The sequence below is a fragment of the Verrucosispora sioxanthis genome, from assembly GCF_010560025.1.
In the GTDB taxonomy this organism is placed as follows: Bacteria; Actinomycetota; Actinomycetes; order Mycobacteriales; family Micromonosporaceae; genus Micromonospora; species Micromonospora palythoicola.
This window is the reverse complement of record NZ_SAIY01000001.1, coordinates 1,071,170-1,092,967: the sequence shown is the minus strand read 5'-3', so window position 1 is coordinate 1,092,967 and position 21,798 is coordinate 1,071,170. Positions and strand designations below refer to the sequence as shown.

Here is a 21,798-nt window from a genome sequence, read left to right as displayed (position 1 = left end):
CGCTCCTCGCCGTCTCAACCCGCGTCCACGCTGCGCCACGCGCGGCTGCGGCGGCCCGGCTCGTAGCCGGAGTCCAGCCGCTTCGCCACCACCCCGGGCAGGCCCTGGTCGCGCGCCGCGCGCATGGTCTCCGCACCGGCGCCGGGAAACCACGGCGGAGTCTGCCAGTGCGGCCCGGCCAGCGCCAGCGAGTCGAGCAACTCGCGGCGCTGCGGGTACGGCAACTCCAGGCTGCTCACCCCCTCCAACCAGAGCAGGTCGACGAGCAGGTACTGGGCATCGGTGCTGCTGCGCCCACCCCGCGCCGGCCGGACCTGTCCGGCGCGGTCGATGCGGACCAGCACGCCGTCCAGCACGACCTCCGTCGGCGCCAGGGCCTCGGCCATCGACCGCAACCACGGATACTCGCCGGTGATCTCCGCACCGCTGTCGGAGAGCAGCCGCAACCGCCCGCCGGAGACGTACGCGACCGCGCGTACCCCGTCCCACCGCAGCTCGTACCCCCAGGCGGCCTGATCGGTGGGCAGCCGGCCGGCCGGGGTGGGACGCATCGGCGCGACCAGGTCGGGCATGGCGGTCCAGCCCGGCGGCGGCGGATCGGTGCGGCGCACCATCCAGTCCCGGCCGTCGCGGCCGCCGGTGGCGAACAGCACGTACCGCCCGGTGGTCCGCGTACCCCGCAGCTCGACCACCACCTCGCGGTCCTGCCACTTCTCGCAGCGGTAGGTGCCCTGGTCGTGGATGAGCATCCGGCCGCCGCCGTACTCACCGGCCGGGATCTCACCGGAGAAGTCGAGATACTCCATGGGGTGGTCCTCGGTGTGCACGGCCAGGTGGTTGCGCCCCGGATCGCGGGGCAGGCCGCGCGGCACCGCCCAGGAGACGAGCACCCCGTCGCGCTCCAGCCGCAGGTCCCAGTGCAGGCTGCGGGCGTGGTGCTGCTGAATGACGAACCGAGCCCGGCCGCCGTCCCGCGCTCGCCGGGGACGCTCGGCCGGCACCGGCTCGGGGGTACGCGCGGCGTCCCGCTTGCGCCGGTACTCCTCCAGCCGGTCAGCCACGTACCGATTCTCCGGCACATAGCGCCGACGCGCCCGGTAGCGGGTCGACGCGCCCGATCTCGGGCATGCCGAGCGTCATCGGGGGTAGAACGGTCGACATGGACCACAGTGACCACCCCACCGCAGTTCTCCCCGGTGACGTTCGGATCCCGCTGCTCGGCTTCGGCACCTGGCAGGCGACCGGCGAGGAGGGCTACAAGGCCGTACTCGCCGCGCTCGACGCCGGTTACCGGCACATCGACACCGCCACCATGTACGGCAACGAGGAGGAGGTCGGCCGGGCGATCCGGGAGAGCGGGCTGCGCCGGGAGGATGTCTTCATCACCACCAAGCTCCCACCCGAGCGGGTCGGCCGGGAACGGGAGACCATCGAGGAGAGCCTGCGCGCACTCGGCGTCGACTACGTCGACCTGTGGCTGGTGCACTGGCCCCCGAACGACTCCGGTGCCCTGATCCCGGTCTGGCGGGAGATGCTCGCCGCCCGCGACGCGAACCTGGCCCGGGCGGTCGGAGTCAGCAACTACAGCACCGCCCAGATCGACGCGCTGATCCAGGCGACCGAGGAGAACCCGGCGGTCAACCAGATCAAGTGGGGTCCCCGGTTGTACGACCGGCAGCGGCACACCGAGCACCGGGACCGGGGAGTGGTGCTGGAGGGCTACAGCCCGTTCAAGACCACCGACCTGTCCGACCCGGTGCTGACCCGGATCGCCGGGGCGCACAACGTCTCGCCGGCCCAGGTGGTGCTGCGCTGGCACCTCGACCACGAGATCGTGGCGATCCCCAAGTCGGTGACGCCGGAGCGGATCCGCGCCAACGCGGACATCTTCGGCTTCTCGCTGACCGCCGAGGAGATGCGCGACATCGACGCCCTCGGCAACTCCTGACCCGGGGCCAGACGGCGCCCGCTGCGGACGCCGCCGCGAGGCGGAGCCGCCGCGACATGCGGAAACTCGGGCTCTCCCGCAGCGCGGAGAGCCCGAGTTGCCGCAATCCGTGAGCGGTACCGGTCGCCCGCTCGTCGTCAGGTGCCGGCGGGCGGCGTGGGGTCGATGTGCAACCAGCGGTGGAGTGCGTAGCGGCGGCCCTTGTCCTCGACGAAAACCGGTTCGTCGCCGGTCGGCCGGTAACCGCCGGACCGGGCAACGGCCACGCTGCCGGTGTTGTCCGGCTCGATCTCCAGATACACCGTCGGCAGACCGACCACCCGGTGGGCGTACCCGGTCAACAGCCGGAGAGCGCGGCTGGCCAGGCGTTGACCGCGATAGGCCGGGCCGATCGCGTAGCCGATGGTGCCGGTGACCAGGTTGAGCATCACCTCGCCACGGGCCAGGTCGTCGCCGCTGGTGACGGCGAGATAGACCCGGTCGCCGGCCTGCTGGGCACGCCGGGCGGAGTTCAGGTACGCCTCGGCGGCAGCCAGGTCGAACGGGGTCGCCACCGGCAGGCGGTACGCCATCTCGGCATCGTCGAAGAGCGCGACCAGTTGGTCGAGATCCTGCTCGGACCACTGGCGCAGGACCACCCCGTCACCTTCCAGGCGTACGTCCACGTCAGCTCGGCCCCCCGTCATGGTGGCTGCCAAGTCTGCGATCTCCCGACACCACTGGGCAACCCCGGGTGAGGCCACCGGTCGGTGGACGTCAGTCGGCCCTGTTCGGTGCCGGGGTGCGGCGTCCGCCGCACCCCGGCCCTCGCTCGTCAGGAGCGCGAACAGGCGGTGCCGTTGAGGGTGAAGCTCGTCGGGTTGGCGTACGACCCGCTCAGCGTGCCCTGGTAGCCGAAGCTGGCCGTGCCGCCGGGTGAGATCGTGCCGTTGTGACCGACGTTGCGGGCGGTCACCGACGAACCGCTCTGGCTCACCGTGGCGTTCCAGGAGTTGGTCACCTGCTGCCCGGACGGCAGCGAGTAGGCCAGCGTCCAGCCGTTGATCGTGCTCGACCCGGTGTTGGTGATCTGCACGTCGGCGGTGAAGCCGTTGTTCCACGCGTTGGCCGTGTACTTGACCGCGCAGGCGCCGCTGCCGGAGGGCGGCGGGGTGGTGGTGGGCGGCGGGTTGTTGTTGCCGCCGCCGTTGACCGCGGCCGAGAAGTTCGTCACGGCCAGCCCGACTCCGCCCTGCCAGGGCTCGAAGCCGGCCTGGATGCTGGTCAGGTACCAGGAGTTGGTGATCGCGCCCCGGTTGCGGGTGTCGTTGATGAACGCCAGCAGGTTCAGGTTCGCACTGCTGATCGCCGACGGGGCGACGTACGAGATGACGTTGTTGGAGCCGTTGCTGCCCCGCCAGACCTCCCAGTTCCGACCGTCGATGTTGGCGTTGCCGACCGGGGAGCCGATGGGCTGGATGGGGCCCTGCCGGTTGAACCAGATCATGATCTCCATCTGGTTCACGCCGTCGCGCTTCGGCGACGGGTCGAGCCAGATGTCGTACGAGGCGTTGTAGATGCCGTTGCTCACGTACCGGTAGTTGATGCTGCTGGTCGCGCTGCTGATCTGGCTGACCTGGATCGGCAGGTTGGTGCCGGGGGAGCAGTTGGTGTAGTGGCAGCCGAAGAAGACCGACGGGTACGCCGTCGGAGCGCCGTTGGTCGGGCTGCTGCCGTTCTGGGTGATGATCTCGAAGCCGTTGTTCGTGACGTTGATGCACTGCTGGGCGGTGGTGCCCCAGCGGTTGTTCTGCACCACGTACCGGTTCTGGATCACGGTCGAGCCGTACTGCTCGCAGATCTGGGTGTCGGCGGAGGCGGTTCCGCCGAGGGCCACGGCGACGATCGAGCCGGCGGCGGCCAGCCCGACGGCCACGATGGCCCGCATGGTACGTCTCATGATGCTCCTAGCGCTGCGGCGTCGCCCGGACGCCGGGACGGATGCGGACGGAGCGTTCGGCAACGCGCCCCGACGATCTCGGGAGCGCTCCCATGCTCATCGTCACATTTACATCCTTGAAACATTAGGCGCAACCGCTGGGGGCGATTGGCGTCAATTGCGACGTGTGTCGTGGGCGCACGATCGGACATCCGCCGACTCCGGCTGGCTGGTGACCAGTGCCGACGGGTGGATCCGCTGCTGCCGAGGGGTGCCGGAGGTGAGCCGGTTGCCTCTGGTGTGTACCGATTGCGCCGAGTAGTCTCTTGCCTTCAACGCGTGCCGAACCCCCTCCGGAGGCGTACACCCCCATGCGTGGCTCCCCCCTGCGCATCCTCGTCGTCGGCGCGGGCATCGCCGGGCTGGCCGTGGCCCGGGCGCTGCGCCTGGCGGGCTTTCGGCCGGACCTCACCGACAAGGCGCCGCCGCACGACCTCACCGACGCCGGCCTGTACCTGCCCGGCAACGCGGCCCGCGCGCTGCGCCGGCTGGACCTCGACGACCCCGTCCGCCCGTACGGGAAGGTCATCCACCGGCAGCGGTTCCTCGACTCGACCGGTGCGCCGCTGTGCGAGGTCGACCTCGACGCACTCTGGGCCGGGGTCGGCGAGTGCCGCGCGCTGGCCCGATCCGACCTGCACCGGGTGCTGCTCAGCGGTGCCGGCGGCGCGGTCCGGCACGGCGCGGAGGTACGCACCATCGAGCTGCTGCCGGCCGCCGTCGGCGTCACCTTCGTCGACGGCACCCAGACCGAGTACGACCTGGTGATCGGTGCCGACGGGCCGCGTTCCTCGATCCGGGCGCTGGCCGCGCTCGGCGGCCCACCCGCCCGGCCGGGCAGGTGGTCTACCGCGGCGTCGTCCGGGACGGTCCGCCGGTCGACGAGTGGACGGCCCTGCTCGGTCGCCGCTGCGGCTTTCTCGTGGTGCCGATCGGCGCCGGCCGGCTGCACTGTTACGCCGACGAAGCCGGCACCGACCTGCCGGACGACCCGCTGGCCCGGCTGCGCGACCTGTTCGGCGAGTACGGCGGACCGGTGCCGGAGGTGCTCGCCGCGCTCGACGGGGTGTACGCGACCACCACCGACGAGGTCGAGCTCGGGCGCTGGTACCGGGGCCGGGTGCTGCTGGTCGGCGACGCCGCCCACGCCACCGCGCCGACCCTGTCCCAGGGGGCCGCGATGGCCCTGGAGGACGCGGTGGTGCTCGCCGAGTCACTGCGCGCGGCGGGCAGCGTCGAGGCGGCGCTCACCGCGTACGAGAGTCGTCGTCGGCCGCGTACCCGATGGGTGCAGGACCGGACCCGGGACCGCAACCGCACCCGCGACGTGCCGCCGGCGCTCCGCGACCCGCTGCTACGCGGACGCGGCGACCGCATCTTCGGGGAGCATTACCGGCTGCTTCTCGGCCCGCTGTGATCACCCTCGGGCGACCCCACGCGGTGCTGTCACCTGCCGGGGACTATCCTCCTTGCGGATGACGGCCCGCCGAGTGAGCGCGTGCCGAGCGGGACAACCCAGAACCGGAGGCCACTCGTGACCACCGTCGCACCCAAGCCGGTCGTGACCCGGCCCTGGCCGGTACGGGAGCCGGTCAAGGGGTCGGCCATCGCGCGGCTGCTGCGGACCACGGACGCGAAGCAGATCGGGATCATGTACATGGTCACCGCGTTCGTGTTCTTCATGATCGGTGGCCTGATGGCCCTGATCATGCGGGCCGAGCTGGCCCGGCCCGGGCTGCAGTTCCTGTCGCCTGAGCAGTACAACCAGCTGTTCACGATGCACGGCACGATCATGCTGCTGTTCTTCGCGACGCCCATCGTCTTCGCGTTCGGCAACTACGTGGTGCCGATCCAGATCGGCGCTCCCGACGTCTCCTTCCCGCGACTGAACAGCTTCGCCTACTGGCTGTACCTGTTCGGCGGCACCATGGCCACCGCCGGCTTCCTCACCCCGGGGGGCGCGGCGGACTTCGGCTGGACCGCCTACACCCCGCTGAGCACGAGCGAGCACGCTCCGGGCGTCGGCGCCAACATGTGGGTGGTCGGTCTGGCCATCTCCGGTCTGGGCACGATCCTCGGCGCGGTCAACCTGATCACCACGATCCTGACCCTGCGCGCGCCGGGCATGACCATGTTCCGGATGCCGATCTTCACCTGGAACATGCTGGTCACCAGCCTCCTGGTGATCCTGGTCTTCCCGCTGCTGGCCGCCGCGCTGTTCGCACTGGCCGCCGACCGGTTGCTGGGTGCGCACGTGTACAGCCCGGAGACCGGTGGGCCGATGCTGTGGCAGCACCTGTTCTGGTTCTTCGGCCACCCCGAGGTCTACATCATCGCGCTGCCGTTCTTCGGCATCATCAGCGAGATCATCCCGGTCTTCTCCCGTAAGCCGATCTTCGGTTACAAGGGCCTGGTCGCCGCCACCATCGCCATCGCCGGCCTGTCGATGAGCGTCTGGGCACACCACATGTTCGCCACCGGTCAGGTGCTGCTGCCGTTCTTCAGCTTCCTGAGCTACCTGATCGCCGTACCGACCGGCATGAAGTTCTTCAACTGGATCGGCACCATGTGGCGGGGGCAGCTCAGCTTCGAGTCGCCGATGCTGTTCTCCCTCGGCTTCCTGGTCACCTTCCTCTTCGGTGGTCTGACCGGCGTGCTGCTGGCCGCCCCGCCGCTGGACTTCCACCTGCACGACTCCTACTTCGTGGTGGCGCACTTCCACTACGTGCTCTTCGGCACGATCGTCTTCGCGGTCTTCGCCGGGATCTACTTCTGGTTCCCGAAGATGTTCGGTCGGATGCTCGACGAGCGACTCGCCAAGATTCACTTCTGGCTCACCATGATCGGCTTCCACACCACGTTCCTGATCCAGCACTGGTTGGGCAGCGAGGGCATGCCCCGGCGGTACGCCGACTACCTGCCCGAAGACGGCTTCACCACGCTGAACATGATCTCCACGATCGGCGCGTTCATCACCGGTATCTCGACGTTGCCGTTCATCTACAACTGCTGGAAGTCGTACAAGGCGGGTCCGGTGGTCGAGGTCGACGACCCCTGGGGTCACGGCAACTCGCTCGAATGGGCGACCAGCTCGCCGCCGCCGCTGCGTAACTTCGACCGGATGCCGCGGATCCGCTCGGAGCGGCCGGCCTTCGACCACAAGTTCCCCGAGCTGGCTGCCGGACAGACCCTGGCTGGTCCGCCCGAGGGCGGTTCCAAGCCGCTGACCAGCGAGTCCGACGGAGGCGCCAGCTACACCGAGGACGTCGCCAGCGACACCGACCGTCGCTGACCCACCGCGTCGCACGACGGGCGCCGATCCCCGCGCCGGGGTCGGCGCCCGTCTCGTACTTCCCGGTGCTGGGGCCGAGGGCTTCTCGCGGGGACAGCACCGCCCGCCCGCTGCCCGGCTGCCGTGGCTGGTGCTCGGCGCCAGGTCCGCGACCTCACCCCCACCACTACCGCCGCGCCGGGTGTCGCTTTCTGTGACGAGCAGCCTCGGCGCGGAGCTTCACTCTGCGTGATGGCTACGGCCGGGCCGTACCTGTCACCCTCGCATCCTTTGCTCTGCTTCAACCCACGCAATAGCGGTTGAGCTGCTGGATTGCGGCGGCCCGACGGAGGCGAGTCGGCCGGGGCGCCACGGTGCGTAATTCGTTGCGTGGGTTGAAGCAGAGCAAAGGGAGCAGGTGGGTGGGGGTGGGGTGGCGTGGGCGGTTACGCAACGTCGGGTCGAGTCGGCGGCGTTGGCCCCGGTCGCGGCTCCGACCCGGCGTGCCAAGCCGGGGGTGGGCAGCGCGGCGGGGCGAGGTGGGGCGGGAAGGGCAGGGTGGGAAGCACAGGAACGGGAAGCGCAGTGGGGGTGGGGTGAGGCGCGGGAGCGCTTGGTGTCGCGGGGTGGGTCAGGAGGCGGTCGGGGTGAGCTCGGTCGCGGAGTGCTCGTCGCCGGGCCGGGTGGTGGCCGCGAGGTCGGCGCGGCGGTGGTGCAGCTCGATCGGCAGCACCGCGAGGGCCACCAGGGCGCCGATGGCGCCGGTGACCGCGAACCCCACAGCGGTGCCGAGGCGTCGATGACCGCGCCGGCCAGCGGGGCACCCACCGCGATGCCGACGGTGACCGCCGAGCCGTGCAGGCCCATCGCCTCACCGCGGACGCCGGCCGGGGCGAGCCGGCTGACGGTGTCGGAGGTCGCCGCGATGGTCGGCGCGCAGAGCGCTCCCGCCGGGATCAACGCCAGGCAGAGCAGCCACCAGTGGGCACCGCCCAGGCCGACGGGGATGGTGCAGAGGCTCAACAGGCCCATCAGTGCCACCGGCGAGAACGAGCGGCGGACCGCGCCGTAGGCGAACCCGCCCAGCAGTGACGCCACCGCCCAGACCGAGAGCACCGCGCCGGTGAAGCCGGCGTCGCCACTTTCCCGCAGCACCGCGATGACGGCCACGTCGGTGCCACCCAGCACCAGGGTCGCCGCGGCGCTGACCGCGAACACGGCGACCAGGCGCGAGGTGAGCCACTGCCGCCGTGCCACCCGTGGCTGCGGGCCGGTCGACGCCTCGGCCGCGCTGCGTACCGGCGGATTGAGCAGCCACAGCACCACCCCGGCGGCGACGATGCCGGCACCGACGAGGTAGAGCGTGAGGCGGGCGGAGATGGTGGTGACACCCACCGTGGCCAGGGCCGGACCGATCATGAACGACAGCTCGACCGACATCGAGTCCAGGGCGTACGCCGGCCGGCGCTTCTCCGGCGGTACCAGCGCGGCGACGGACTGACGGATCACCGAGAAGATCGGCAGCGCCAACAGGCCGGCCAGGAACGCCGCCGGCAGCAGCAGGTAGTACGACAGCACCGGTGCGGTCGACCAGAAGGCGGCCTCGGCCACGGCGGTGAGAACCAGCACGGGCCGCAGGCCACGACGGTCCACCAGGCGGCCGAGCAGCGGGCCGCCAACCGCGGCACCGACGGTGATCGCCGCACCGACCAGACCGGCCGCACCGTAGCCGCGCCCCAGGTCCTGGACGACGTAGAACGTCAGCGTGACGCCGGTGGCGGTCAGCGGGACCCGGGCCAGCACCGCGACGAGCAGCAGCGACCGCAGACCGGGCAGGGCGAGTGCCTCCCGGTAAGGCTTCATGTTCACGTCGGTGCGTACCTCCGCCGGACATCCTCGACCGCCGGCGCGACAGCTGCCAGCGATTTAACGGCTCATGCGGCTTCAATCACAGGGGCACCGAATGTGGTGATCCCGGCCCCATCGAACGCGCGCAACGCCACGTCGGTGGTGTCCGGCGCGACCGCCGCCGTCAGGTCCAGCAGCACGGTGGTGGCGAAGCCCTCCCGGGCGGCGTCCAGCGCGGTGGCCCGCACGCAGTGGTCGGTGGCGATGCCGACCACGTCCACCCGCGCCACGCCGCGTTGCCGCAGCCAGTCGGCCAGCCCCTCACCGTCGTCGGCGTGCCCCTCGAACCCGGAGTACGCGGCGGCGTACTCGCCCTTGTGGAAGATCGCCTCGATCCGGTCGGTGGCCAGTTCCGGGTGGAACTCGGAGCCGGGGGTGCCGACCACGCAGTGCCGGGGCCAGGTGCTCACGTAGTCCGGCGAGTCGGCGAAGTGCGTGCCGGGGTCGATGTGGTAGTCCTTCGTCGCGACGACGTGATCCCAGCGGTCCGGCTCGGCGGCCAGCAACCGGGAAATCCCGGCCGCGACTCCCGCTCCGCCGGCCACGGCCAGCGAGCCGCCCTCGCAGAAGTCCTTCTGCACGTCCACGATGATCAACGCGTTGCTCACCGACTCCACTCCTCTCACTCGGCGGGTACCACGGTGACCGGGATGGCCGGATCGCCCGCGGAGAGCTTGAGGCCCTCCCACGGGATCGAGATCAGGCACTGCCGCAGGTGCTCCCGCGACTCGTCGAGCGTCGGCAGGGCCATCGGCTCGCCGTCGACGACGTACGACCGTTGCAGCAGCCGGTCGTTGGGGCGGTGATCCGGCACCCCCTGGGGTACGACGATCTCCTCGGTGGCGGTCCCGGTCGGCTTGTGCCGGCGGACGGCGACCTTGCGCCCGCCGATGGTCGCCTTCTGCTCGGACCGTTTGACCACCGGACGGCCCTCGACCTCGACCAACTTGTAGACCAGCCCGGCGGTGGGCGCGCCGGAGCCGGTCACCACGGCGGTGCCGGCGCCGTACATGTCCACCGGCTCGGCGGCCAACGCCGCGATGGCGTACTCGTCGAGGTCACCCGAGACGATGATCTTCGTTTCGGTGGCGCCGAGGGAGTCGAGCAGCTGCCGCGACTGCTGGGCGATGACGGCCAGGTCGCCGGAATCGATGCGGACCGCCCGCAGCTCCGGCCCGGCCACCTCGATGGCGTTCCGGATGCCCTGGCTGATGTCGTACGTGTCGACCAGCAGCGTGGTGTCCTTGCCCAGCGTGGCGACCTGGGAAGCGAACGCGGTCCGCTCGTCGTCGTGCAGCAGGGTGAAGGCGTGCGCGGCGGTGCCGGCGGTGGGGATGCCGTAGCGCTGGCCAGCGGCCAGGTTGGAGGTGAAGCGGAAGCCGGCCAGATAGGCCGCCCGGGCCGCCGCGACCGCCGCCTCCTCGTGCGCCCGCCGCGAGCCCATCTCGATCAGCGCCCGGCCCCGGGCGGCGGTGACCATCCGTGCCGCCGCGGCAGCCACCGCGCAGTCGTGGTTGAGCACCGACAGGACGAGCGTCTCCAGCACCACGCACTCGGCGAAGCTGCCGGAGACGGTCAGGATCGGCGAGCCCGGAAAGAAGAGCTCACCCTCGGCGTACCCGTCGATCTCGCCGGTGAACCGGTACCGCGACAGCCACTCGGCACCCGGCTCGTCCACCACGCCGGTACGGCGCAGGAACTCGATCTCGGCCGGATCGAAGCGGAACGCACGGATCAGCTCGACGAGTCGTGCGGTGCCGGCGACCACGCCGTACCGTCGGCCGGCGGGGAGCCGACGGCTGAACACCTCGAACACGCACCGACGGTCGGCCGTGCCGTCCCGCAGGGCGGCACTGACCATGGTCAGCTCGTAGTGGTCGGTCAGCAGCGCGGGACGAAGGGTGTGCACCCCCTCAGACTAGGGTTCACACCGCCGTCGTGCCGTCGTGCCCTGGGATCGTGCCGAGTGCCAACCGCAGCTCCGCCCGGCTGGTCACCCCGAGCTTGGTGTACACCCGTTGCAGGTGGTTCTCCACCGTGCGGGCGGAGAGAAAGAGCTGCTCGGCGATGGCGCGGCTGGTGCCGCCGACCGCCGCGAGCCGCGCCACCTGCCACTCCCGGTCGGTCAACGTCGGGGTGGCCGCCTGGAGCGCCGGAGTGTGCACCATGTCACATCCGGCGAGTAGCGCGCCGAGCCGTTGCCGGGCGTGTCCGACCTCGGGCGAGCGACGCTGCCGCAGCAGGTGCACGGCCTCCGCTACGGCCTCGGCGGCAAGCAAGTCGAGGCCCCGCTCCGCGAAGCCGTCGGCGGCACCGAGCAACCCCTCCGGCAGGCCGTCGGCCGACGCCCGAGCATGCCGGGCAAGCAGCGGTGGCAACTCCCCGTCGACCTGCTCGGACAGCTCGGTCAACCGCTGCGCCACGGTGCGGCGACCCCCGTCGGAACATCTCGGACCGGTCTGCGCTGCGGCCTGCCCCAGCCGCACCAGATCGTGCAGCACCAGGGCCTCGTGCCCGGCGAAGCCGTCCGCACGCAGCCGGTCCACCAGGTCGTGCAGCCGTTTCACCGCGGTGGCGGGCTCACCGCCGGCGGCCAGCGTCGCCGCCCGGGCCTGCTCCAGCCACGGGTACAGCACCACCATGGTCGGCGACTGCAGGCGGTCGGCCTCGGCCATCGCCTCGGCGGCCTGCCGGGCGTCGCCCCGCAGCGCGGCGGCCTGGGCTCGCTCCGACTGGGCCAGTCCCGCGTAGACCCGGCTGGTCGCCAGGACCGCGCAGGCGCTGAGCGCGGCCTGCAACGCGGTGTCGCTGCGTCCGCGCAGCCGTGCCGCGTACGCCCGCAGGATCGCCAGGTAGCCGGTGCCGAGCCGGAAGTCACCCGCGTCGGCGAGGTCGGCGAACTCGTCGGCCACCAGCGCGTCGATGCCGGCGAGATCGCCGGAGAGGGCCAGCCGGGTGCCTCGGGCCAGCTCCACCGCCAGTTGCAGGTACGGCATGTCGGCCCGCCAGCTGGCCACCTTCGCCTGCACCAGGTCCACCGCCGAGGCGCTGCGGCACAGCTGCCCCTGCACGGCCTGAAGGTGTGCGATCGTGCAGCGGGCCAGCTCGCGGGCGGCGACACTGGCCGCCGGGCGGTCCAGCACGCCCTGCGCGAGCCGGAGCGCGGCCGGCGCGTCCAGCCGGTGCAGCCGCATGATCGCCTCGAAGGCGCGGACCCGGGCCTGGGCGGCGGCGTCGGTCAGTTTGGTGCCCTCGGCGGCGATCTCCTCGACGGTGGACGCCTGGCTCAGCCCCCAGTAGCTGACCATGCCGCGTACGGTGAGCCACCGACTGCGCCGTTCCTCCTGGCCCGTGTCGGTCGCGACGGCGTCGAGCACGCCGAGCGCCTCGGCCGGCCGGTCGGCGAACATCAGAATGGTCGCCAGCAGCTCGGCCGCGTCGAACCCACCACCGGCGTCGAGCGCCGCGCGGGCCAGCCGGGTCGCCAGGGGGACGTCGTAACGAGCGAACGCCTCACCGGCCGCGGCGATCAGCATCGCCGGGTCCTGCGCGGTGCCGGAGGCCAGCCGCCATCTCGCCACCCGCAGCAGATCCTCCCGCCGCCGCTTGCCGACCTTCTCCAGCAGGTCCGCCAGGTGCGCCTGCAACCGGCGGGTCCGGCTCACCGGACACTGTCGGCGTACCACCTCGCCGTAGAGCGGGTGCGCCAGGCGGACGTCGAGGCGCCGGTCGGACTCCACCATGGTGATGAGGCCGCGTTCCTCGGCGTACTCCACGTCGTGCTGTTCCACGGCCTGGTGCAGCAGCCGCAGGCCGAGCGGCTCGCCGAACGCGACCAGCTCGACCACCGCCCGTACCCCGGGGGTGAGCTGGCCGATCCGGATGTCGATCAGCTCGGTCAGGCTGGGTGCCAGCTCCAGCCGGCCCGTCCAGGTCCAGACGCCGTACCGCTCGACGAGTTCACCGCTGTTGGTTGCCGCGTGCACCAGCTCGCGCAGCAGCAGCGGGTTGCCGGCGCTGAGCCGACCCAGGCGGTCGGTGGAGCCGCTGTCAACCTGACCGCCGACGATGGCGGTCAGCATCGCGGCGGTCTCGTCCGGCGGCAGCGGGCCCAGCTCCGCCCGCTCCACCAGACCATCTGTCCACAGTGCCCGAATCGGCAGTGGGATCTGCTCACCGTCGCGCAGGGTGCCGACCACGGAGGCGTTCTCCGCCCGGGCCACCAGGTGCACCAGCGCGGCCGACGGTGGATCGAGCAGGTGCGCGTCGTCGACCGCGAGGACGATCCGCCGGCCGGCGGCCTGCTGCTGCAACACGTCGACGGCCCAGCGCAGGATGCCGGCCGGTGACAGGCCCTGCGGCTGCTCCGGCAGCACCTGGACCAGGCCTCCGAAGGCCATCGCGGAGGTGGTGGCGCTGGCCGCGATCCGCCAGACCGCGTACTTGTCGCCGGGCAACGCGTCGACACCCTCGTGCAACAGCCGGCTCTTGCCGATGCCGGCACGGCCGGTGAAGAGGATTCCCCGGCCTCGGACGCCGGCCACCGCCATCCGGAGACGGTCGAGTTGCTCAGCCCGGCCCACGAAGCTCCACCGACTCATTCGCGCAGCATATCGACGGAACTGTGGCCGGTACGGCAGCGCGCGAGGGGGAACTTGAGTAGTTGTAGAGTTACCGGTGAGTATCGCAATTGTCCCGTTCCCGACGCTCGCCCCCGTACCCTTCCGGAATCCGAGTGTCGACACCGGATGCTCACTGCGGCCGGCTCGCCGGTCGCCCTGCCTCGGAGGCCGACGCCTGATGAAGCCGGGCCCGCTCCACCATCTCGGCACGCCCGACGACCCGGCGGGGCGGCCTGGCCGTCGGCCCTTTCCGGAGCGACTCGGCGTGTCCAGCACCGACGCCCGGGAGCCGGTCGCGGTGGTCGCGGCCGGGCCCGCCGACGCCGGGCGCACCGGAGTACTCGCCGCGTTGCTGGAACTCGACTCCGGACTGCTCGCCGTGCCGAGCGGCGGCTGGCTGGTGATCCGGCACAGCGCCGAACCCACCCGGGCCGCCTACGTGCCCGGCTACCGTACGCCGCACGCCTACCGGCCCCAGCTGCCGGCGGTGGGTCCGGCGCTGGCCCGGCCGCCGCGCCGGGTCGAGTTGAGCCTGCCCCAGCCGCTGGTGAGACGTTTCGTGGTGGTCGACACGCCGGACATCGCCACGCTGGGTACGGCCGGTTGCGGTGTCCTGCTCGACGCGGTGGGGCGGGCCGGGGCGCTGCTGTTCGTGATCGCGGCGGATCAGTCGTTCGGCGCCACCGAGCTGAATCTGCTGTCCGACCTCGCCGGGACACCGGTGCGGGTCTTCTTCGCGGTCACGCCGGGCGCCGCCGGCTGGGCGGCCGGCGAGGGTACGGCGGCGATGCGGGAGTCGGGGGAGTCCGGCGGCCCGACGGTCGACCCGGTCACGGTCACCGTCGAGGCGCACCGGGCCGCGCTGCTCGCCGCCGTGCCCGGACTGGCCGACGCCCGCTGGTTTCCGCTGGTCACCGGCGGCGAGGCCGACCTGCGGCGGGCACTTGTGGACTGGGCCTCCGCCGAGGAACTACGGCGGGGCAGTCTGGAGCCGCCCGAGTTGCCCGGTGAGCGCGGCCGGGTCCCGGTGCTCGCCGAGCCGGGCGAATGGTCGGAACAACTCGACCGGCAGGTCCGCACGGCGGCCCGGCGCATCCGCCAGCACCTTGCCCTGGAGCTGGCCAACATGCACCTGCGCCTGGTGCAGCAGATCGTCTTCGGCGTCGGCTGCGCCGGCCTGCCGCACCTCCTCGACCAGGAGATGGCGGCGCTGTCGCTGCTGGCCACCGCGCAGTGCGACCACCGAGTCGGCGAACTCGTCGATGACGCCGCCGGCCGGCTCTTCGGCGCACCCCTGCCCGAGGCGACTCGCCGGCGCATCGACAAGGCGGTCCGCTGGGGTCTGGTCGACGACCCCGCCGGGCAGGAACTGGAGCGGGCGTGGCTCGTCACAAGTACGGCGGGCGTGGCGTCGCTCACCGGTCCGGCGGCGGTCGACATGCTGTCCGCCTATCCCTCGTCGCCCCGTACGGCGGTGCTCCCACCGGTGGCCGTGGCGCTGTCCGGAGGCTGCTGGCAGCACTGGCGTTCGCCCGGCAACAACGACCCGAGCGCGGCGCGGGCCTGGGCGCAGCGGGCGTTGCGGGAGATCGAGTTGGAGCTGTCCCGGGAGGTCGCCCGCCGCTTCGAGGCGGTCCGGCTCTCGCTCGGCGCGGTGCTGTCCGATGCTGCCGAACACGGCCTCCTGCTCGCCTGACCGGGCTGCCGTCCACCCTGCCGGCGGCGCCGGCGGGGGATCCGCGCACGCCCGGGACGGGGTGAACCGGGGCGAGGGCGCGGCCGTGGGTGGTGATCCGGGCTGGTCCGGCGTTCCGGTTCCTCGATTCCCCGGATCCGGTGGCACGATGGGGGGCATGGCGGCTCCGCAGGTTGCACCGGTCGAGACCCCGGACACCGATGAGGTGCCGGCAGCCGACCGACCGTGGGTGACGATCGTGTGGGACGACCCGGTCAACCTGATGACCTACGTGACCTGGGTGTTCCAGAAGCTTTTCGGGTACAGCCGGGAGAAGGCCGAGCAGCTCATGCTGGACGTGCACCACAAGGGCAAGGCGGTGGTCTCCAGCGGGGCCCGGGAACGCATGGAGCACGACGCCTCCCAGCTGCACGCGTACGGTCTCTGGGCGACGGTGGACCGGTCGTGAGCATGTTCCGCCGCCGGGGCGACCGGTACACCGCCACCTTCGCGGTGGACGAGGTGCGTGTGCTCCGTAAGGTCGCCTCCGAGGTGGTCGGCCTGCTCACCGACGGTTTCGACCACTCCGACCCGGTTGTCTGCCGGCTGTTTCCGGAGGTCTACCCGGAAGACGCGACGGGCACCGCGGAGTTCCGCCGGTACACCGAAGGTGACCTGAAGACCGCGAAGATCGATCAGGCTGGTGCGATCCTGGCCGCCCTGCCCGGCGACAGCGGCGGGGAGGTACGCCTGGACGCCGAGGCGGCCGAGGCGTGGTTGCGGGCGCTCAACGACGCCCGGCTGGCGATGGGCGTACGGCTGGAGATCAAGGACGGGACGGACCTGGGTGCGGAGCTCGACGACGCGGTCGCCGACGATCCGAGTTCCAGCCGAGTGTTCCAGCTTTCGGTCTACGCGTATCTCGGGTACCTCCAGGAGTCCCTGCTCAACGCCTTGATCGACTGACTGTGACCGGCGCCGCCTCGCGGTCGGCCGTAGTCGGGCGCTACCCTTGGCGGCGTGCTGAGCATCGACCGGTCGATCGTCGACGCGATCGTCGCCCACGCCCGTCGGGATCACCCCGACGAGGCCTGCGGTGTGGTCGCCGGTCCCGTCGGCAGTGACACGCCGACCCGGCACATCCCCATGGAGAACGCCGCCCGGTCGATGACCTTCTACGAGTTCGACTCGATGGAGCACCTGCGGGTGTGGCGTGAGATGGACGACCGGGACGAGGAGCCGGTGGTCATCTACCACTCGCACACCGCCACCGAGGCGTACCCGTCACGGACGGACATCTCCTTCGCCGGTGAGCCCGACGCCCACTATCTCCTCGTCTCCACGCGCGAGCCCGACACGGAGGAGATCCGCTCCTTCCGCATCGTGGACGGCGTGGTGACCGAGGAGCCGGTGCGGATCCTCGACGCCGGCGTGGATCCACACGCCGTGCAGTCATACATGTTCGGGCAGAGCCCGGCGACGGTCGACTACGAGTGTTCGGGCCGCTGACCACCCTCAGCCCCCGCACGCCCCTTCCCGTCACCGAGCACCTACCCGATCGAGGAGTACGACACCATGGCCATCGAGGTTCGCATCCCCACCATCCTGCGCAGCTACACCGGCGGCGCGAAGGTCGTCGAGGGCAGCGGTGACACGCTGAACGACCTGCTCACCGACCTGGACTCGCGGCACTCCGGGCTGCGTGGCCGGCTGGTCACCGAGGCCGGCGCGCTGCACCGCTTCGTCAACGTCTACGTCAACGACGAGGACGTGCGCTTCCTCGGCGCGCTGGACGCCAAGCTCAACGACGGCGACAGCGTGACCATCCTGCCCGCGGTGGCCGGTGGCGCGTTCGGCTTCGCCGCGGCGGCGGCGATGGCACAGCACGTCGGGGCCGCGCCGGCCGAGCGCCGGGCGCGCGTCACCGCGAGCTGAGGCGGCCGCGATGACGCGGTACGACAGCCTGCTGGACGCCTGCGGCGGAACGCCCCTGGTGGGGCTGCCCCGACTGTCACCCACGGTGCCCGAGGGCGCGCCGCCGGTGCGGCTGTGGGCGAAGCTCGAGGACCGCAACCCCACCGGCAGCGTCAAGGACCGGGCCGCCCTGTTCATGGTCCGCGCCGCGGAGGCGGCCGGCCGCCTCCGGCCCGGCGACACCATCCTGGAGCCGACCAGTGGTAACACCGGCATCTCCCTGGCCATGGTGGCCAAGCTGCGGGGGTACCGCCTGGTCTGTGTGATGCCCGAGAACGTCTCCACCGAGCGGGTGCAACTGCTGCGGATGTACGGTGCGGAGATCATCTTCTCGCCGGCGGCGGGCGGTTCCAACCAGGCGGTGGCCACGGCCAAGCAGATCGCCACCGAGCATCCCGACTGGGTGATGCTCTTCCAGTACGGCAACGAGGCGAACGCCCGGGCGCACTACGAGACGACCGGGCCCGAGCTGCTGCACGACCTGCCGACCATCACCCACTTCGTGGCCGGGCTCGGCACCACCGGCACCCTGATGGGCACCGGGCGCTACCTGCGCGACAAGGTCGAGGGCATCCAGATCATCGCCGCCGAGCCCCGCTACGGCGAGCTGGTCTACGGGCTGCGCAACATCGACGAGGGATACGTCCCGGAGCTGTACGACGCGACCGTGCTGACCCGTCGCTTCTCCGTCGGCACCCGGGACGCGGTACTGCGTACCCGGCAGCTGGTGGAGGTCGAGGGGTTGTTCGTCGGCTTCTCCACCGGCGCGGTCCTGCACGCGGCGCTGGCGGTGGCACACGAGGCCGCGCGGGCCGGCCGCCGGGCCGATGTGGCGTTCGTGGTCAGTGACGGCGGCTGGAAGTATCTGAGCACCGGGGCGTACGGCGGGACGCTCGCCGACGCGGAGGAGGCGCTGGACGGTCAGCTCTGGGCCTGACCTGCGGCGCGATCGACATGTGACGAGGGCCACCGGCATCGCGCCGGTGGCCCTCGTCGCGTCGGTCCACCCGAACCGACCACTTCGGTGACGGGTGGTCGATCGGACGGGCGAAACCGGTGTCACGTTGATGACAACTTCCAGCAGATCATTCTTGCCCTTGCACGCGCGGGCGTAGGCTGCGCAGCGTGGCGTACGCGTCGGTAGTGATCACCGCCGGAGCGGCGGCCGGCACGTTCACTACCTACCGTGACAGCGAGACAACTCGATGCGACTGACCGTCCTGGGCTGTGCGGGCAGCTTCCCCGGACCCGAGTCCCCCTGCTCGGCCTACCTGGTCGAGGCCGAGGACTTCCGGCTCCTGGTCGACTTCGGCTCGGGCTCACTGTCCACTCTGCAACGCTATGCCGGGCTGCACGCCCCGGACGCCATCCTGCTGACCCACCTGCACTGCGACCACATCCTCGACGCCGCCACCTACGTGGTGGTGCGGCGGTACGCCCCGGACGGGCCGTACCCGCCGTTGCCGGTCTACGCGCCGGCCGGCGCCCCGGACCGGCTCGCCACCGCGTACGGGCAGGAGGACAGCACCGTCGAGGACGTCTACCAGTTCTACGCGTTGCAACCCGGCACCTTCCCGATCGGCCCGTTCACCGTCACCGTCGACCGGGTGCTGCACCCGGTGGAGACCTACGGCGTACGCCTGGAGCACGCCGGCCGGGTGCTCTGCTACTCCTCGGACACCGCCCCCTGCGAGGCGCTGCTGCGCCTGGCCCAGAACGCCGACGTCTTTCTCTGCGAGGCCAGCTATCTCGACGGCGTCGACAACCCGCCGGACCTGCACCTCACCGGCGGTGAGGCGGGCGAGGCGGCCGCCAAGGCCAACGTCGGGCGGCTGCTGCTGACCCACCTGGTCCCCGCCTGGGGCAGTGAGGCGCTCACCGTGGCGGCCGCCTCCGCCGCGTACGCCGGCCCGTTGGAAGTGGTCCGTCCCGGCGCCTGCTACGAGGTCTGACCCGCCGGGCGCGGGTTCGTGCCGCACTGTTCGCCGGGTGGTCAATTGGACGTCTCCTGGACCTTCGCTGCCACCACGACGGTGAAGACATGCGGATCGCCATCGTGACCGAGTCGTTCCCGCCCGACGTCAACGGAGTCGCCCACTCGGTCGTGCGGGCCGCCGAGCACCTCGTCGCCCGCGGCCACGAGCCGTTGGTGATCGCACCCGCCCCGCCGGGAACGCGGCGCCGCGACACCGACCGGTACCCGTACCCGGTGGTCCGCATCCCGAGCGTGCCGTTGCCGCGCTACCAGGGCTTCCGGCTCGGCGTGCCGACGAACAACCGGCTGGCCGGAGTGCTGCTGGAGCACTCGCCCGACGTGGTGCACCTGGCCAGTCCGTTCATCCTCGGCGCCCGGGCGGCGACGCTGGCCGCCCGGCACGGGCTGCCCACCGTCGCCGTCTACCAGACCGACGTCGCCGCGTACGCCCGGGCATACCGGGTCGGGTGGGGCGAGGCCGCGGCCTGGCGGCGGCTGCGGGAGATCCACAACTCGGCCCGCCGTACCCTGGCCCCCTCCACCCGGGCCGCCGAGAACCTCGCCGCGCACGGCGTGCAGCGGATCTGGCTGTGGCGTCGGGGCGTCGACGCGGAGCGCTTCCACCCGGACAAGCGTTGCCAGAGTCTGCGCCGGACCCTCGCCCCCCACGGGGAACTGCTGGTCGGTTACGTGGGACGGCTCGCCCCGGAGAAGCGGGTCGACCTGCTCGCCGCCACCGCCCGACTGCCGGGCGTCCGGGTCGTGGTCGCCGGTGACGGCCCGGCCCGCCGCCAGCTCGAACGGGACCTGCCCGGCGTGCGGTTCCTCGGCGTCCAGCACGGCGAGGCGCTGGCCCGCCTCTACGCCAGCCTCGACCTGTTCGTGCACACCGGGCCGCACGAGACCTTCGGCCAGACCATCCAGGAGGCGCTGGCCAGCGGGGTGCCGGTGGTCGCGCCGGCCAGTGGCGGGCCGGTCGACCTGGTCACCCCGGGGCAGACCGGCGAACTGGTGCCGCCCGGGGACGACGCGGCGATCGCCGAGACGGTCGCGGGGCTGGCCGCCGACGGGGCCCGCCGGCAGGCGTACGGCAGCGCGGCGCGCGCCCAGGTGAGCGGACGCAGCTGGGCGGCGGTCGGCGACGAACTCGTCGGGCACTACCGGGCCGCCCGCGCCAGCATCGCCGTCGACCTGCCGGCGGCGTCGTGACCGGCAACCACCCGGAGGACACCAGCACGACCAGGAGCACCGGCGCCACCACCACGACCCAGGTCGCGGGCACCCCCGGCGGCGCGCTGCGGATCGTCCGGCTGGCCAGCTTCGTCACCGGCACCTCCGGCGGGCTACGCACCGCGTTGCAGCAGCTGGGCGAGGGTTACCGGGCGGCCGGGCACGACCCCGTGCTCGTGGTGCCCGGCCGCCGTGACGACGACGAACGACATCCGTGGGGCCGAGTGGTCACCCTCGCCGGACCACCGCTGCCGCACAGTGGCGGCTACCGGCTGCTGACCGCCCGTCGCCGGCTCGCGCGGTTGCTGACCACGCTCGCACCCGACCGGCTGGAGGTGTCCGACCGCGCGACGCTGCGCTGGACCGGCGACTGGGCGCGGGAGAACTGCGTGCCGTCGGTGATGGTCTCGCACGAGTCGCTCACCGGCCTGCTGACCGCCTGGGGCTTACCCGGCCCGCTGGGCCGGCGGATCGCCGACCGGCTGAACGCCGACACGGCCCGCCGGTACGACCGGATCGTCTGCACCACCCGATGGGCGGCCGAGGAGTTCGCCCGCATCGGCGTGCCCCACGTCGACCTGGTACCACTCGGCGTCGACCTGGACACCTTCCACCCCGGCCGCGCCGACCCGGCGGTCCGGGACCGGTACGCGGGCCCGGGCGAGGTGCTGCTGGTGCACTGCGCGCGGCTGTCGGTGGAGAAGCGGCCCGAACTGGCCGTCGACGCGGTGGCGCAGCTGCGCCGGTCCGGTGTGCCGGCGGTGCTGGTGATGGTCGGCGACGGCCCGCGTCGCACCGCGCTGCAACGCCGCGCGGCCGGTCTCCCCGTCACCTTCACCGGCTTCCTGCCCGACCGTCGTGCCCTCGCGGCGGTGCTGGCCAGCGCCGACGTGGTCCTGGCCCCGGGCCCGGTGGAGACCTTCGGTCTGGCCGGGCTGGAGGCGTTGGCCTGCGGTACCCCGGTGGTGGTGAACGCGGCCAGCGCGTTGCCCGAGGTGGTCGGTCCGGGCGGCATCGCCGCCGACGGCACCCCGGCGACGTTCGCCGCGGCCGTCGACCAGCTGCTGTCGCGCCCCGAGGCCGCCCGGCGGGCCGCCGCCCGGCACCGGGCGGAGCGGTTCGGCTGGCCGGCGGCGGTCGCCGGGTTCCTCCGCGCGCACGGCGCCCACGCCGACCGCTGATTCCGGGGCTGGGACGGAGGGCGGCCGACACCCGGG

General features: G+C 72.1%; 17 protein-coding genes and 2 pseudogenes. 12 read left to right on the top strand and 7 right to left on the bottom strand.

What is annotated here, in order from left to right:
* Positions 1-14: 14 nt before the first annotated feature.
* Positions 15-1,061 (bottom strand): DNA polymerase ligase N-terminal domain-containing protein, encoded by a 1,047-nt coding sequence (locus ENC19_RS05090; protein WP_164445911.1) that lies wholly within the window; start codon positions 1,059-1,061, stop codon positions 15-17.
* A gap of 98 nt (positions 1,062-1,159) precedes the next feature.
* On the opposite strand from ENC19_RS05090, the gene ENC19_RS05085 reads away from it, so the two are divergent.
* Positions 1,160-1,948 (top strand): aldo/keto reductase, encoded by a 789-nt coding sequence (locus ENC19_RS05085; RefSeq protein WP_164445910.1) that lies wholly within the window; start codon positions 1,160-1,162, stop codon positions 1,946-1,948.
* A 137-nt stretch (positions 1,949-2,085) separates the two neighbouring features.
* Here ENC19_RS05085 and ENC19_RS05080 read toward each other — a convergent pair whose 3' ends face one another.
* The gene (locus ENC19_RS05080) at positions 2,086-2,634 is read right to left on the bottom strand and encodes a GNAT family N-acetyltransferase (RefSeq protein WP_164445909.1); all 549 of its coding nucleotides are present in this window, start codon (positions 2,632-2,634) and stop codon (positions 2,086-2,088) included.
* Between the two features lie 128 nt (positions 2,635-2,762).
* A complete protein-coding gene (locus tag ENC19_RS05075) occupies positions 2,763-3,887 on the bottom strand; it encodes a GH12 family glycosyl hydrolase domain-containing protein (protein ID WP_164445908.1) in 1,125 nt (374 codons plus the stop codon).
* Between the two features lie 350 nt (positions 3,888-4,237).
* On the opposite strand from ENC19_RS05075, the pseudogene ENC19_RS05070 reads away from it, so the two are divergent.
* A pseudogene (locus ENC19_RS05070) lies at positions 4,238-5,343 on the top strand (FAD-dependent monooxygenase).
* A gap of 117 nt (positions 5,344-5,460) precedes the next feature.
* Entirely contained in the window at positions 5,461-7,218 is a 1,758-nt protein-coding gene (ctaD, locus tag ENC19_RS05065) for an aa3-type cytochrome oxidase subunit I (protein ID WP_164445907.1), read from the top strand.
* A 610-nt stretch (positions 7,219-7,828) separates the two neighbouring features.
* Here ctaD and ENC19_RS05060 read toward each other — a convergent pair.
* The 4 genes and pseudogenes from ENC19_RS05060 to ENC19_RS05045 all read right to left on the bottom strand — a co-directional run bounded on the left by ENC19_RS05060 (position 7,829) and on the right by ENC19_RS05045 (position 13,706).
* Positions 7,829-9,060, bottom strand: a pseudogene (locus ENC19_RS05060) (MFS transporter).
* Between the two features lie 71 nt (positions 9,061-9,131).
* Positions 9,132-9,713: an isochorismatase family protein gene (locus ENC19_RS05055; RefSeq protein ID WP_164445906.1), complete on the bottom strand. Its 582-nt coding sequence runs from the start codon at positions 9,711-9,713 to the stop codon at positions 9,132-9,134.
* Positions 9,714-9,727: 14 nt separating this feature from the next.
* Positions 9,728-11,014: a nicotinate phosphoribosyltransferase gene (locus tag ENC19_RS05050; RefSeq protein WP_164445905.1), complete on the bottom strand. Its 1,287-nt coding sequence runs from the start codon at positions 11,012-11,014 to the stop codon at positions 9,728-9,730.
* Between the two features lie 16 nt (positions 11,015-11,030).
* Positions 11,031-13,706 (bottom strand): LuxR C-terminal-related transcriptional regulator, encoded by a 2,676-nt coding sequence (locus tag ENC19_RS05045; protein WP_164445904.1) that lies wholly within the window; start codon positions 13,704-13,706, stop codon positions 11,031-11,033.
* A gap of 286 nt (positions 13,707-13,992) precedes the next feature.
* Here ENC19_RS05045 and ENC19_RS05040 point away from each other — a divergent pair, with 286 nt between their 5' ends.
* The 9 genes from ENC19_RS05040 to ENC19_RS05000 all read left to right on the top strand — a co-directional run bounded on the left by ENC19_RS05040 (position 13,993) and on the right by ENC19_RS05000 (position 21,762).
* Positions 13,993-15,423, top strand: a complete 1,431-nt coding sequence (locus ENC19_RS05040) for a P-loop NTPase family protein (RefSeq protein WP_328824142.1) — start codon at positions 13,993-13,995, stop codon at positions 15,421-15,423.
* A 157-nt stretch (positions 15,424-15,580) separates the two neighbouring features.
* Entirely contained in the window at positions 15,581-15,871 is a 291-nt protein-coding gene (clpS, locus tag ENC19_RS05035) for an ATP-dependent Clp protease adapter ClpS (RefSeq protein ID WP_093401920.1), read from the top strand.
* A gap of 2 nt (positions 15,872-15,873) precedes the next feature.
* Positions 15,874-16,368, top strand: coding sequence for a DUF2017 domain-containing protein (locus tag ENC19_RS05030; RefSeq protein ID WP_166458131.1), 495 nt, complete (start codon positions 15,874-15,876; stop codon positions 16,366-16,368).
* Positions 16,369-16,422: 54 nt separating this feature from the next.
* Entirely contained in the window at positions 16,423-16,911 is a 489-nt protein-coding gene (locus ENC19_RS05025; RefSeq protein ID WP_164445901.1) for a Mov34/MPN/PAD-1 family protein, read from the top strand.
* 66 nt (positions 16,912-16,977) lie between these two features.
* Positions 16,978-17,337: a MoaD family protein gene (locus ENC19_RS05020; protein ID WP_164445900.1), complete on the top strand. Its 360-nt coding sequence runs from the start codon at positions 16,978-16,980 to the stop codon at positions 17,335-17,337.
* 10 nt (positions 17,338-17,347) lie between these two features.
* Positions 17,348-18,313: a PLP-dependent cysteine synthase family protein gene (locus ENC19_RS05015; protein WP_164445899.1), complete on the top strand. Its 966-nt coding sequence runs from the start codon at positions 17,348-17,350 to the stop codon at positions 18,311-18,313.
* A 268-nt stretch (positions 18,314-18,581) separates the two neighbouring features.
* Complete coding sequence (locus ENC19_RS05010; RefSeq protein ID WP_164445898.1) at positions 18,582-19,328, top strand: MBL fold metallo-hydrolase; 747 nt, start codon at positions 18,582-18,584, stop codon at positions 19,326-19,328.
* Between the two features lie 89 nt (positions 19,329-19,417).
* On the top strand, positions 19,418-20,560 hold the full coding sequence (locus ENC19_RS05005; protein ID WP_164445897.1) for a glycosyltransferase family 4 protein: 1,143 nt from the start codon (positions 19,418-19,420) through the stop codon (positions 20,558-20,560).
* Between the two features lie 86 nt (positions 20,561-20,646).
* Entirely contained in the window at positions 20,647-21,762 is a 1,116-nt protein-coding gene (locus ENC19_RS05000; RefSeq protein WP_164446008.1) for a glycosyltransferase, read from the top strand.
* The last annotated feature ends 36 nt before the right edge of the window (positions 21,763-21,798 follow it).

Bases quoted from the DNA above. Each gene is read 5' to 3' on its own strand.
- ENC19_RS05080 (WP_164445909.1), bottom strand. From the start codon at position 2,634: ATGACGGGGGGCCGAGCTGACGTGGACGTACGCCTGGAAGGTGACGGG.
- ENC19_RS05015 (WP_164445899.1), top strand. From the start codon at position 17,348: ATGACGCGGTACGACAGCCTGCTGGACGCCTGCGGCGGAACGCCCCTG.
- ENC19_RS05005 (WP_164445897.1), top strand. From the start codon at position 19,418: ATGCGGATCGCCATCGTGACCGAGTCGTTCCCGCCCGACGTCAACGGA.
- ENC19_RS05020 (WP_164445900.1), top strand. From the start codon at position 16,978: ATGGCCATCGAGGTTCGCATCCCCACCATCCTGCGCAGCTACACCGGC.
- ENC19_RS05045 (WP_164445904.1), bottom strand. From the start codon at position 13,706: ATGAGTCGGTGGAGCTTCGTGGGCCGGGCTGAGCAACTCGACCGTCTC.
- ENC19_RS05085 (WP_164445910.1), top strand. From the start codon at position 1,160: ATGGACCACAGTGACCACCCCACCGCAGTTCTCCCCGGTGACGTTCGG.
- ENC19_RS05010 (WP_164445898.1), top strand. From the start codon at position 18,582: ATGCGACTGACCGTCCTGGGCTGTGCGGGCAGCTTCCCCGGACCCGAG.
- clpS (WP_093401920.1), top strand. From the start codon at position 15,581: ATGGCGGCTCCGCAGGTTGCACCGGTCGAGACCCCGGACACCGATGAG.
- ENC19_RS05075 (WP_164445908.1), bottom strand. From the start codon at position 3,887: ATGAGACGTACCATGCGGGCCATCGTGGCCGTCGGGCTGGCCGCCGCC.
- ENC19_RS05030 (WP_166458131.1), top strand. From the start codon at position 15,874: ATGTTCCGCCGCCGGGGCGACCGGTACACCGCCACCTTCGCGGTGGAC.